The organism is Clostridium sp. ZS2-4 (assembly GCF_026719745.1).
Lineage (GTDB): Bacteria > Bacillota > Clostridia > Clostridiales > Clostridiaceae > Clostridium_H.
The window spans coordinates 1-13,251 of the sequence record NZ_JAPPRQ010000041.1 but is presented as its reverse complement, the minus strand read 5'-3'; the positions used below and the strand labels follow the sequence as shown (position 1 = coordinate 13,251).

The 13,251-nt window shown below is 28.1% G+C and carries 10 protein-coding genes and 2 pseudogenes; 2 read left to right on the top strand and 10 right to left on the bottom strand.

Going from position 1 to position 13,251, the window contains the following annotated elements; translation table 11 throughout:
* Nucleotides 1-395: 395 nt before the first annotated feature.
* Nucleotides 396-1,250 (top strand): C39 family peptidase, encoded by an 855-nt coding sequence (locus tag OIO11_RS06625; RefSeq protein WP_268070651.1) that lies wholly within the window; start codon nucleotides 396-398, stop codon nucleotides 1,248-1,250.
* Nucleotides 1,251-1,316: 66 nt separating this feature from the next.
* Here the strand turns inward: OIO11_RS06625 and OIO11_RS06620 are convergent, their stop codons facing one another.
* The 5 genes and pseudogenes from OIO11_RS06620 to OIO11_RS06600 all read right to left on the bottom strand — a co-directional run.
* Nucleotides 1,317-6,989 carry an AAA family ATPase gene (locus tag OIO11_RS06620; RefSeq protein ID WP_268070650.1) on the bottom strand — a complete coding sequence of 1,891 codons (5,673 nt, stop codon included), beginning with the start codon at nucleotides 6,987-6,989 and terminating at the stop codon, nucleotides 1,317-1,319.
* Nucleotides 6,990-7,358: 369 nt separating this feature from the next.
* Entirely contained in the window at nucleotides 7,359-7,553 is a 195-nt protein-coding gene (locus tag OIO11_RS06615) for a YwbE family protein (protein WP_268070649.1), read from the bottom strand.
* Nucleotides 7,554-7,762: 209 nt separating this feature from the next.
* Complete coding sequence (locus OIO11_RS06610) at nucleotides 7,763-8,635, bottom strand: IS3 family transposase (protein ID WP_268070652.1); 873 nt, start codon at nucleotides 8,633-8,635, stop codon at nucleotides 7,763-7,765.
* A gap of 53 nt (nucleotides 8,636-8,688) precedes the next feature.
* Nucleotides 8,689-9,018, bottom strand: a complete 330-nt coding sequence (locus OIO11_RS06605) for a transposase (RefSeq protein ID WP_268070648.1) — start codon at nucleotides 9,016-9,018, stop codon at nucleotides 8,689-8,691.
* 103 nt (nucleotides 9,019-9,121) lie between these two features.
* Nucleotides 9,122-9,380, bottom strand: a pseudogene (locus OIO11_RS06600) (FAD-dependent oxidoreductase); the annotation flags it as partial.
* Nucleotides 9,381-9,479: 99 nt separating this feature from the next.
* Here OIO11_RS06600 and OIO11_RS06595 point away from each other — a divergent pair.
* Nucleotides 9,480-9,806, top strand: coding sequence for a helix-turn-helix domain-containing protein (locus OIO11_RS06595; protein WP_268070647.1), 327 nt, complete (start codon nucleotides 9,480-9,482; stop codon nucleotides 9,804-9,806).
* A gap of 59 nt (nucleotides 9,807-9,865) precedes the next feature.
* Here OIO11_RS06595 and OIO11_RS06590 read toward each other — a convergent pair whose 3' ends face one another.
* The 5 genes and pseudogenes from OIO11_RS06590 to OIO11_RS06570 form a co-directional block, all read right to left on the bottom strand.
* The gene (locus OIO11_RS06590) at nucleotides 9,866-10,675 is read right to left on the bottom strand and encodes a hypothetical protein (RefSeq protein WP_268070646.1); all 810 of its coding nucleotides are present in this window, start codon (nucleotides 10,673-10,675) and stop codon (nucleotides 9,866-9,868) included.
* A gap of 213 nt (nucleotides 10,676-10,888) precedes the next feature.
* The gene (locus OIO11_RS06585; protein WP_268070645.1) at nucleotides 10,889-12,025 is read right to left on the bottom strand and encodes a DUF5050 domain-containing protein; all 1,137 of its coding nucleotides are present in this window, start codon (nucleotides 12,023-12,025) and stop codon (nucleotides 10,889-10,891) included.
* Between the two features lie 67 nt (nucleotides 12,026-12,092).
* Entirely contained in the window at nucleotides 12,093-12,308 is a 216-nt protein-coding gene (locus OIO11_RS06580; RefSeq protein WP_268070644.1) for a hypothetical protein, read from the bottom strand.
* A gap of 420 nt (nucleotides 12,309-12,728) precedes the next feature.
* On the bottom strand, nucleotides 12,729-12,893 hold the full coding sequence (locus OIO11_RS06575; protein ID WP_268070643.1) for a hypothetical protein: 165 nt from the start codon (nucleotides 12,891-12,893) through the stop codon (nucleotides 12,729-12,731).
* Between the two features lie 67 nt (nucleotides 12,894-12,960).
* A pseudogene (locus OIO11_RS06570) lies at nucleotides 12,961-13,251 on the bottom strand (hypothetical protein); the annotation flags it as partial.

The following is a 13,251-nucleotide window of genomic DNA, read 5'->3' as shown; positions in this document are numbered from 1 at the left end:
TATCATCTGAATTTTTTCTTGTCAACAACATTTTTGATTCTTTTAATTTTCTCAAATTATCTTAATTCATACTTTGTTGTTTCCTCACCGCCGCTCTCGCGACGACAAGGAATATCTTATCATAAATTCAAAACGTAATATATTAAATACTATTCATTTTATTAAATTAATTTAAGATTTCTTCTAATTTCATTCATTTTTCTTAATTATTCTTATATCGATACACGTGGACAAGTGTATTCACATTACTTTAGATTAAAGCTTAAAAGCCCTGCATTAGCTTCTTTTTTTTTTAAGTTACAACTTGTTTACATCTATTAAATACCTTAAATACATTAGTGAAGTATATTAAATTCATCAAGTACAATACAAATGAAATAGAAAGGATAATTTTAATGAATTATATATGCACAATACAAGATAAGAAAAATAAAGCAAAAAAAATAATCCTGGCAGGAACTATAACATTATCTTTAACAATAATTTCTTATGTTTCTCCAATTAACTTCAATGCCTTTAGATATAATATTACTCATAATATGGTTCAAAACTCTAAAGCTTCTATAATCCAAAAATTAGAAGATAATTCTACTAACTCTCCTAAGATAAAAGAAATTTTATCTAATATTGAATTATATCCAAAGGAGCTTCTAGAATTAGCTTCAAAAAAATACGAAACCATAGATTTTGTTTATAACTATCCAACAAATAAAAATACATTTACTAATAAGAAATTTTCTGTGGAGTCTGATTATACTCCTGGCAAGTTTCCACTATTTATGCAATGGGATGAAAGATGGGGATATGATAAATACGGAAATAACTTTATAGCAATTAATGGCTGTGGCCCTACATCGCTTGCTATGGTCATTGTTGGTTTAACAGGTAATACTGATATTAATCCTAAAGTTGTTGCTGATTTTAGTCAAAAAAATGGATATTACATTAATAATGTAGGATCTAAGTGGAGCCTTATGACTGAAGGTGCAAAACAATTTGGGTTAAAAAGTCTAGAACTACCATTAAACGAATCTGTTATTTTATCAACTTTAAAAAATGAAGAGCCTATAGTTGCTATAATGGGTCCTGGAAACTTTACAACCTCTGGTCATTTTATTGTCCTAACAGGCATTACTGAAGATGGTAAAATAATAGTCAATGATTGTGATAGTAAAATAAATAGTAAAAAAACTTGGGATATAGATATATTTATGCATGAAACAAAAAAACTATGGAAATTTTCAATATAATCTTTAATTTATAGTTTTATAAAAAGCAGTCCTTTGGAATAAACCAATGGACTGTTTTTTATCTACTTATAATCCATACACATCTGAAAATTCTATATCTATTCTATCAATCAAACTATTACCACCATCATTGTAATTATTTTCGTTAATGTATTTGTCATCCAATTTTCTAACAGGTAAATTTACAATGAATTCAGTAAATTCACCTGCTTTACTCTCTACTTTAATCTCACCATCATGCACTTCAACAAGTAATTTAACAATAGTTAACCCAATTCCGCTTCCTTCACTATTTCTAGTAAAAGATTTATCTACCTGTCTAAACCGTTCAAAAATCATTTTCTGCTTATCTTTTGGAATTCCAATTCCTGTATCTCTTACTACTATACTAATCTCATCTCCATTATCATATATATTTACATAAATCTTATCTCCTTCATCTGTAAATTTTATAGCATTAGAGAGTAAATTTAACATTATTCTTTCAATATTAAAACAATCACAAGCAATTATCTTGCTTTTTATATTTGAATTAAATTCCAATATTCTATTTTTATTTCTTACATAATCTGAAACTGAGTAAGTTATCTTTCTAATAAGTTCTACTATATCATTATTTTGTAAATTTAAATCGAAGGAATTAGCATTTATTTTAGTTATATCAACTATATTATTAACTAATTTTAAAAGCCTATAGTTATTTTGTTTAATAATGCTTGTATATCTTTCAAATTTCTCATTAACTTCCGAACTTAAGTTATTATTTAGGTATAAATTTAACATTTGTAATGCACAGAAAGACAAATTCAATGGTGTTTTTAATTCATGAGATAAGTTAGCGAAAAACTCCAGTTTTAATTTACTATATTGCAGTTGTTCTCTTAACAGATTATATTCAGTACTATCTACTCCACAACTCAATGTTCCTTCAACATTTCCTTCTTTATCTGTTAACACAACATTATGACAAGATATCATTCTTTCTTCTCCAGTTTTAGTTATAACAACTGTATCAAAATATTCTACCAATTGTCCATTTATTGTTTTTTCAAAATCGCTCTTTAGCTTTTCTCTATCCTTTTCGTTAATAAAATTTTCATGCCATTTCTTTCCCAGCAGTTCTTCTTCAGAATAACCTAAGAGTTCACACCCTTTTCTATTAATTAATGATATTTTTTCATCTTTATCCAAAACCCAAAATACAACTTCAGCAACGTCTAGATATTTTTGTAATTTATCTTTCTCTTGTTTTAACTGTACTGTTCGTTCTTTTACCTTAGTATCTAATATTTCATTAGAATACTCTAAATTTTTATATAACTTTGCATTTTCAAGAGCAATTATTATTTGAGAAGAAAGTATTTCTAAAACCTTCAATCTATCCCTAGTAAAAGCACCTGTCATAAGATTATTTTCCAGATAAATTATTCCCTTCAATTCTCTTTGCTTAATTAAAGGAAAACACAAAACTGATTTAGGTTTTCTTTTAATAATATACTTATCACTACCAAACTTTGCACAATGAATAGAATTTTCTAAAATAACATTTTCATTTGTTCTACTAACATAATTTATAATATTCCTAGGAATATCCTCATATTCCTCAACACTTGTACCCAAATCAACAGCTATTCTTTCTTCTTCAATTTCTTTCTTACCCTTAATTATAAAACCGTCTTCTTCTTTCATAATAAAGACTACTTTTTGAGCCCCTACATTCTCAATAGCAATCTTAATTAAATTCTTTATCAGTTCATCAAAAACAATTTCCTGTGAAATGGTCTTACTAGCTTTCATAATTGTATTAATATCTACTAACTCTAAAGTAGTTATTGTAGTTTGATTTTCATTTATATTTTCTTCAAACTTTTCATGAAAAATTTCTAAATATTTGTTTTGCAAATCCTTTACTTTAGCTTCTGCTCCCCAGCGCTTATAACCAAAATATGCTTCTTTAAAATGCAATTTAGCATATCTGTATTTATTTTTGCCAAGCCAAAACTTTGTGGCTAACTCATTAGCCAAAGCTTCATCATTTATATATTCATATTCTTTTGCCAATGAAATAGACTTATCATAATATTCTATTGCTTCATCAGTTTTCCCTATTACTCGTAAACGTTCAGCTTCAACCAAATAAAATTTATGTAAAAAATTCATTGGAGCACATTCAGACCAATTTTTCATCTTTGTCTGGTTTTCTGATACTCTTATTAAAATCTCTTCTTTTTGCTCATTTGAAACATTAGGATATATTGCAAGTCTTGAAAGAGAATCATACCAATAAAAAACAGCAATATCCACCATACCTGCTACTCCGCCTAAATTTTCTTCGGCTTTTTTTGCAGTCTTAACTGCTAAAGAATACTCTCCAAAATGATAGTATAATATTGTTTTGCTTAAAAATATAAAAAACATTCCAATCATATCACCGATTTCACTGGAAATGGTAAGGGTTTTATTTTCATCACACATTTCTCCTGTAAGTTCGACAGTATTTTTTGATTTTCCCTGCATATTCAAAACCAGCTGTCCAAAGATTCTTTCATAATTTAATGATAAACCTTGTTTTATTTTTTCTAATACTTTTGTATTGGCTGCTGTTTCTTCTTCCACCACTTTAAGTGAACGCCCAATATAAAAAGAATTTTTAGCATGCGCCGGCAAACAATAAGCGCCATATTCAAAATCTCCATTTTCCATTCCTGCTCTAAATCCTTCAGTAAGGGAATCAAGCGTTGATTTAAGATGTTCTTTCCAATGCTTTATACAATAATTATTTATTTCCAAAACCTTTGCCTTATATTGTTTTAGATTTTGACTTTCTACCAGGTTAATACTCATTATTCCTATTCGATATCCCATTTCTATATCATTTCTTACTTCGCAAAGTATCATTCCATAAAATGCATAAGCTCCCGCTGAAAGAGGTGAATTACCATATTTTATCGAAAGCTCCACCATTTTGCAGGTTAATATAGGTGTCAACATAGGTGCTGCCTTATAGGTAGTAGGTATAGTACTTAGCATAATCTCCATTGCCGCAAGTTTCAGAGGATTACTCATAGAAGGCAAATCAAGTAAGTCTTCTGCTTCCATTCCTTCCATAGCTTCTTTTACATTATCGAAAGATTTCTCAATATCAGTTTGTTTCGGTTCTAGCGGCATATTTATTCCCATTAATTTAAGAACTGATATACCTGTTTTTAAAGCTTCCTGTAATTTTAATTGGGCCTGATAAGCTTGTATCTTTATGTCATAGATCTTAACTTTATCCGTTAGCGTTTTTGCATTTTGCAAAACTGTTTCTGCAAACTTATCCATTTGTTCATAATCACTAATAAGATAAGACATTTCTGTTAATTCAGAATATAATTGTAAAGTCAATTCATAATATTCTTGCCAAGCATCACAGCTTAACATTTCAATACCTGTTTTAAAATAATTAAATGCTGACTTATAAGCCGAAGAACTTTTTGCCTCCATACCCACTTTAAGATTTAATTCTGCAAGTTTTATACATTCTGTCTTGTCAATTATAATAGTTCTACCTACATTAAGCTGTCTTACTATTTCAAATAGTTGTTCCGTTTTTGGTGAATTCATGTATTCTTTTAATAATAATCGCCCAATATGTAAATGAATACCCTGTTTCATATCATTAGGTATCAAGGAATAAACAGCTTGCTGTATTCTGTCATGAAGAAATCTGTATTTAATATTTTTTTTGGATAAATCTGTACTTTTATTTTTAACAATAGCTATTAATCCTTCATCAGCAGCCAACTGTAACTCTTCTAACACAGCATCCAAAGATTTATTATTAATTAAAGTCAACGTTTTTAAATCAAATTGATTACCTATACAAGCAGCATTCTTTAATTCCTCTATAGTTGAAGTATTTAATGTTTTTATTTTTTTTATCAAAAATTCTACCACATTTTCGGTTATATCAAGTTTTTTTATTTCTTCCGTATCCCAGCACCACTGCATTAACTCATAATCAAACCAAATATACTTTTTATCATACAATACCTTTAAAAATTCTTTCATGAAAAAACAATTTCCTTGAGTTTTGTTATATATAAAATCCGATAATTCTTTAAGATTATACAAATCCTTTTTCAAACTTACCAAAGTACCTTCAAGTAACGATTGAACTGCTTTCTTTTTCAATGTTTTTAATTCTATAATATTAATATTAGTTTTATTCTTTAAAAGTTCATTTTCCATTATCATAACTGGATGAAGCAAATCAACTTCATTATCTCGATAAGCTCCAATAATTAGCAGATTTTGAATTGATTCATTTGTCATTAGCATTTTTATAAAATTTAAACTTGCAGAATCCGCCCATTGTAAATCATCAATAAACATAACAAGTAGATTTTCTTTTTGAGCAATTACCTTTATAAAATTTTCAAAAACAATATTAAATCTATTTTGAGTTTCACTTGCGCCTAATTTCAGAACAGGTTCTTGTTCTCCAATAATCAGCTTTAAAGACGGAAGAACATCTGTAAGTACCTTTCCATTATTCCCCACTGCCTGTAATATCCTTTTACGCCAAATTGTTAATTGCTCAGAAGATTCTATAAGCAATTTGTTGATAAATTTTTCAAATGCCTGAACAACCGCACTATAAGGTGTTTCACTCTGAAATTGTTCGAATTTACCTGATATAAAATAAGCTTGCCTTTCTGCAAGTTGATTCTGTATTTCATTTACCAAAGCTGTCTTACCTACTCCTGCATAACCTTTAACTAATACTAGTTGCTTGCCACCATTGCTAACTTTTTCAAAAGAAGCAAGTAATTCTTCAATTTCTTCTTCTCTACCATATAACTTTGCTGGTATTTGAAATTTATCAATAATATCTTCTTGTCCTATTTCAAATTCTTCTATCTTACAATTAGCTTTAAAACTTTGTTTACATCTTTCCAAATCTCGTTTTAAACCAATTAAAGTTTGGTATCTATGTTCTGGCATTTTAGCTATTAACTTCATTACAATGTTTGATATTACTTGTGGTATCTTATCATTAACTTCTGCTGGTGGTACAGCTTCTTTTGCAATATGAGCATAAATAAGTTCTAATCTGTCAGAACTATTAAAAGGTAATTTTCCTGTTAACAACTGATAGAAGCATACACCCATAGAATAATAGTCTGCTCTATAATCTACTGCCTTACCTATTCTTCCTGTCTGTTCTGGTGATATATATTCTAAAGTACCTTCTACTTGCTGAGCATATTTTTCGTTTTGTTCCTCTCCTATCCTCAACATAGAATTACCAAAATCTATAATCTTTATTTCTCCCTGGTTATTAATTAAAATATTATTAGGATTAATATCTAGATGAATAACTTTATTTTTATGAATTTCATTTAAAATATCAACAATCTGAATAGATATTTCAAAAAACTCTTCTAATTGAATTCCTTTATCTTTAATTAAACTTTTAAGTGAATTTCCTATAAATTCTTCCCTAATTAAAACTGGTCTACCTTCCCAATTTTCTAAACTATATGCTTTTAACACCCCTTTAATACAATTAACTTTTTGGATAATTCTATATTCATGTTTCAACTTTTCAATATTTCTTAATGTTATTCTCTCTGAAGACACTGTCTTAAGGATTATATTCTCTTTTTTTCTTTTACTATAACCACTATAGACAAGTGTATCCTTTCCTTCATAAATTAATTTATTAATTTCGTATCCTTTCAGTTGCAACATAATTCCCCCATCCCATTTTTATGCTTTAGTTTATATTTTCTGTAAAGTAATTAAAATTAACGTGGACATTGCTCTTAAAAAACCATATACTACAAATATTAATATTTTCACTTGTAAACCTATTACTTAATTACCATTTTAATGCTTAATGTACCAATAATCAACAAAATACAAAGAAAATATATATGATTAGATTCAGAAGATTATGTTTTACCAAAAGTATGAAATAAAGAGGAAAAGATATATGCAAATTTAAAGAATTGCTCTTTACTATTAAAAACAAGGAAAACCCCTAGCCTAAGCCAGGGGCGAAATTTGTCATTTTTCTGTTAAAATGTCTATTAGGGTTAACTTTATAAATTTAGATATTCATTTCAATATTTCCTTAACTCTACCTACAATTCCATTCTGAAGCATCACTTTAATACCATGATGATGACTAGGTGACTTTGTAAGAATTTTTTGAACCACGCCTTCTGTTAATTTACCTGAACGCTGATCTTGTTTTTGAACAACTGTTACTTTTATACCCTGTTTTATATTTTCTCGTATAGTTCCATCCATATTATTATCCTCTTTCTTTACTTGCTATATAGTTTTACCATAATATTATTATATACCGTTGGATAGATATCTTAAATAAAATTTTCTACTTATGCTGTATACTTTTTAAAATCACAGTCATAGTTCGTAGTATTCATTAAATGAAAAGCCCTGCGGATTAACCCCTTTATTTTGGACAATATCTAATTAATTCTTACTTTTTCTTATAATTACACCCTTACCTCTATATTAGTTAGTTGCTCTCCAAAATAAAGGTGGTAAAATTCATTGGGAGTCATATACCTTAAACTTGAGTGTAATCTTCTGTTATTATAGAAATTTATAAAATCGTTTACTATTTCATATGCCTCCTTATAGCTTTGAAATTCATTACTTTTAAAACATTCATCTTCAAGTATTCTGTGGAAAGATTCCACATGTGCATTTTTATTTGGGGTTTTTACTGGTATTCTTTCATGATGTAATTTAAATTCTTCACAGCATTCTTTAAATTTATAGCTTACAAATTGTGGACCATTATCGGTTCTTATAACAGGTCTTGTAGCACCTTCTGCAAATAGATCCCTTCTAATTAGGCTTTTTCTTAATAATGCGGTAGCATCCTTGGCTTCACAATGAAAACCTATATGATAATCTACAATGTTTCTATCGAAGATATCTATAATATTAAGCATATAGAAAAATTTATCTTCACCTTCAATATACCCATATTTGATATCCATTTCCCATAATTGGTTTGAACCTGTTATAATTCTGTTAGCAGCAATGCTCCGCTTAACTTTAGGTTTTATAACCCTTTGATTCTTTAAAATATCAAGTTCTTTGCATAGCCTGTATACTTTTTTATGATTTATAATAAGTCCATATTCACGTTTAAGATAATGCATTATTTTCCTATAACCATAATTTATAGCATCACCATCTATAGCTTCTAAAATATATTCCTTAATTTCATCATCGCAAATTTTCTTGCCTTTTTCAGTTAATGAATATCCCTTTGGTTTGCCGCCTAACGGCTTATATTTTTCTTTGCCTTCTACACTTAAATTATAGTAGTATGTGGATCTTGATAAACCAACTATCTTTAAAACAAAAACTGCATTATAACCTTGCTCTATATATTTTTTAGCTACGGCTACTTTATCTTTAATTGAGGGTTCGCTTTTTTTATTAAGTCTTTAAGAATTGCTATTTCTAAATCTTTTTCTCCTAATATCTTTTTTAAAGTATCATTTTCTTTTGTTATTTCTGTTATCTCTTTTTCAAAGTTATTTTGTCCCTCAATTAAAGCCTTTCTACCTGGCTTAACCTTAATTTCATCTTTCTGTTTAGAATTTTTAATCCATGTAAATATAGTTGATTTTGAAATTCCATGTTTTCTTGAAACTAATGAAACATTTCCAACTTCCTTTACCTCGTTTAGTATTGATTCTTTTAATTCTTTTGTATAACGTTTGCCTCTCATAAGTTACCTCCAATCACTTTTTATATTATATATAATTTACAAGCAATTGTCCAAGTGTGATTGGGGGCTTAAGAGCCCTGGATTCTCTTCCAAGGCTTTTGTATTACGCCAATTGTTCTTCTAATATTCCAATTAAATTCAACTTATCTATTCTAGCTTTAATTTCTTTAATATCTGTTGTATATAATCCCTGCTCCTGCAAAGGTATATCTGTTGCGTCTTCCTTCTACAGTAATCATTTTATAATTTGCATAAGCTATAATGTCTCCTATTGCTGTACTTCTCGGAAGTATTAGCATTGGCATTCCAAGAGTATATCTCACTGAATTGTGTCCTGCTAAGGAACCTGTACATATTGCTTCTGCTCGATACAACAAACTACAAGAATTTCAGAAAATTTACCAATTAATCTATATGAAATATTATATGATATTTTAGAAGAAAATACTCTAGGAAAAAGATTGAAAAAAGCTAGATTGAAATTAGGGCTATCTCAGTATGCACTTGCTACCAAAACAGGATTAACTAGAAATTCTATAGATAATTATGAAAGGGATACTGTGCATCCTTCAAGAGCTGCTTTAAAAAAATTAATCACAGTAATTGATAAGGATTATTTGTGTAATGATGAGTACTATAAGTTTATATTATCTGATTATCCTAATACTATTAAAAACTGGCGACTGAAAAATAAATTAAGTTTACGAGCTGCAGCTGAAATTTTAGAAATAGGAGCCTATGATGGCTCCTTTAATCTCATTTTGTTATTGACCAATAGTCATACCTGATGGAATAACATCAACCATAATACTTATTACTCTTTTTTTCATTTTAACTAGTCACATCTTTATTTGGTGAAATCCACTACAAAACGTCCACGATAAGACCATATATTCATTTTAATATTATTTACAGTCTTAGTATATTTCTTAATTGAGTTCATGTCTGATGGATGGTCTAAAACACATTTTTTGTACTCTAAAAGTACATAGTTATATATAGAATCTACTTTATCTACTCCTACTACTGGGATTAATGCTTTCCTAATTAGATATTTATTTTGGTTAAAATTTATTGTAGAGTCAGGAATATATAACTCAGCAATAGTATTTTTAATTTGTACTGCATTAGGTGATGTAAAAAACTTGACATCAACAAATTTTTCCAAATTAAAATCCAACTCTATTATAGAAGAACCACTTCCATCTTCACATTTACCACAATGTATATCTGCTAAATATCCATTTTTTTCTGTATAAAGAGCCTTTAGTACATCTATTGTTTGTTTGTTGATATTAGGATTAAAAGTTGTTGGTAGTGTTTTCCAACTTATCGTATCTGTTGCATAATCATAATAACGAAGATTCAAATTACCTTCTACAAATTTAGCACCAAAACTCCAATATGGTGAATTTGTTTTATATAGATTTTCAACAAACAATTCGTTTTCAGGTTTAGTTGGTTCAGTTGGCTTAGTTTGTTCTTTACTTTTAATAACAAACTTCATAGCAACTTCCTGCTTCAACTTAAAACGTTTTGCTGTATTGTCTTCAATACCCTTTCTTACAATAGGCTTAGGTTCTGCTTTTACAACTACACCTGATGAAATCATAATAATCGCTGCAACCAGTGCACAGGCTATTTTGTTTTTTAACATTTTCGTCTCCTCTTCTTTTTATTTTTACTTTTTTTACATTTATCGGTAATTTAATTTGTTTATTTTTATATTGTTTAATACTACCACATGTCCAATTGTACCATATTTAATATTAATATGTATATTATGTAAAACAAAGACTCTAACCCTGCTCAATTGATTTTTAGAAGGATATTCACTACCTAAAAAAGGAGCCTGAGGCTCCTAATTCCCTTAATCTTCTATTATACAAGATTCAATAATTTGCTTTTCAGCACCATCTTTTTTTATTCTATACTCTTTTATTTCAAAGGCTGGACCATTATAGTTACCTTTAGCATATGACATACCTTCGCAGTATACCCAATCTTTTGTTAAATTTATATACTGGCATCCTTCATCAATCAACTTAGTGCATTCAGTACCATCTGTTCTTATTTTATATAAATTAAGATTTGAATCATTTAAACTTACATAATAAACCCATTCATCATCTACATTAAAAAAGTTTGAATTAAAAAGTTCAGTCATATAAGATGTATATTTACATATTTCTTTGATGTTTTTTCCATCTAAATCCATTTTATAAATTTTATATTCAGAATATGGTTCAGTTTGTATTTGATAATAAATGTATTTATCTCTTGCAATCATAAAACTAGGTACAATATTACTTAATCTTATTTTATTTGAACCATCTATTTTAGTCTTGTATATTCCCTTATCATCAAAACAATAGCTCCAATCATTTATTATATTGTTAATGCTATATTCTTTAGGTAGTAACGTTTTAGAGGTACCATCGGTTTTCATTTTATAAACACCACCATGTAACTCATAGTTAGCATCTTGAGAATATGCTGAGAAATAGAGACAATCATTAATTACAATTAAATTTGAAATATCGTCGTTCTCATATAATTTTATTTTACTAGAACCATCTGTTTTTATTTTATATATACATGGTTTAAAACCATTAATATTTGAATTATATTCATCACTATATATAAAATATATCCAGTCCTTTGATACATTTATATAATGTACTGAACCATCAAATAATTTTGTTTTACAAGTATTATCAGTTTTTATTTTATATAAGCCATTACTATCAGCACCACTATAATAAATCCATTCTCCATTTTGAACAACTTTTCCAGCATTAGCTATATTCCCATTTGTATTACCTATTTCTATAGTTTGATTTACATTGTTAATTCGTTTTTCTATTTTCTTTACACCAGAATTAATTAAATTGTTATTAATTTTTATAGGTACTACTTTCTTTTCACTAGCGTAACAAATATTTGAAGCAGTAAGTGAAAAGCTAAAACTTAAAATTAATGTCAAACTTATAATCTTCTTTTTCAATTATACTCCCCCTTTCTCATATCACTGTAAAATTATAACATATATTTGATTTTATTTCATATGAACTTCAATCAAAATTTAAAATTATATATAAAATTAATAAAAAGGAGCCTCCAGCTTCTTTTATCATATTTTCTGTAATTCTAATCTTATTTTGTATAGCTTCAATATATAGTAAATCATCTACTTCATTTAATCTATTCTTATAATAATTCAAGTAACCATATAAAGCTAGAATCATTATATCTTTTTCCTCTTCAGTACATGCTATTATTCCTTCCATAATCTCACCTCATTGAAATTATAAATATGAATACTATAAATTATTCAAGTTGATTATTGCAAGGATTTTAAGATATAATATGGTATATTGCATAAAAAGGAGTTATAAAATGAAAAGAAAGATAGGATTATTACTAAGATTATTAGGTATTATATTAGTGATTATTTCTATAGGCGAAGCGATTAATATTATAGAGCCAACTACAGCAAAAATAATAAGAGCAATAGGANTCAAATAAAAGCCTATGATTCGGACAATTACGGATTATAGGCTTCCTTTAGCTTTGGTTAAAACGCAATGCAATGACAAAAATCATAAATTTTAATAGGAACTAGCTCCTATTTTATTGGTTTAGGTAAATTAGAAATAAAAGCTGAATAGCCTTCTTCATATTTAATATAATTCAGGCTTTGAAACCTCTTAAATCACATAAGAGGGATGGATTATCTTAAAATATTCACTAATTTTTATTGACACTCCTATTACAGTTATGATTGCATATCCAGTTGCAACCCATCCAGTTATCTTAATCCCCTTTTTCCATCCCATAATCCAAAGAATTATTCCTGTTCCCCATATAATCACAGCTGCTGGGTAACTTATATTAACTTGTTCCGGTCAAGTAAAATTGTAACACTTTTGCCTAATATTTTTATGAGCTGTACCGAGCTTCAAAAGGAGTTAATCCTTTATTAAAGGAATGAGGTCTAAGATGGTTATACCAGCTATTGGCATAATCATATACAGCTCTGTTTAACAGATCATCATTTTTAAAATAGAAAAGATAGCTGTGTAAAATTAAACCAGTATTAGCTAGCTTATGGTTCTTTAATGCTAATTTTAAGGTTTTAATGGCTAAATCTGATGTAATTTCTTTGCTATTGAGCGTTGCTATTACAGACCTGTCATAGAGGTCTAAAATAGTGCAATTATAGCGTTTGCT

What these genes read in the sequence shown, in the direction of transcription:
- OIO11_RS06625 (WP_268070651.1), top strand. Translation starts at nt 396, where the DNA reads ATGAATTATATATGCACAATACAAGATAAGAAAAATAAAGCAAAAAAA.
- OIO11_RS06580 (WP_268070644.1), bottom strand. Translation starts at nt 12,308, where the DNA reads ATGGAAGGAATAATAGCATGTACTGAAGAGGAAAAAGATATAATGATT.
- OIO11_RS06620 (WP_268070650.1), bottom strand. Translation starts at nt 6,989, where the DNA reads ATGTTGCAACTGAAAGGATACGAAATTAATAAATTAATTTATGAAGGA.
- OIO11_RS06615 (WP_268070649.1), bottom strand. Translation starts at nt 7,553, where the DNA reads ATGGATGGAACTATACGAGAAAATATAAAACAGGGTATAAAAGTAACA.
- OIO11_RS06605 (WP_268070648.1), bottom strand. Translation starts at nt 9,018, where the DNA reads ATGAGAGGCAAACGTTATACAAAAGAATTAAAAGAATCAATACTAAAC.
- OIO11_RS06590 (WP_268070646.1), bottom strand. Translation starts at nt 10,675, where the DNA reads ATGTTAAAAAACAAAATAGCCTGTGCACTGGTTGCAGCGATTATTATG.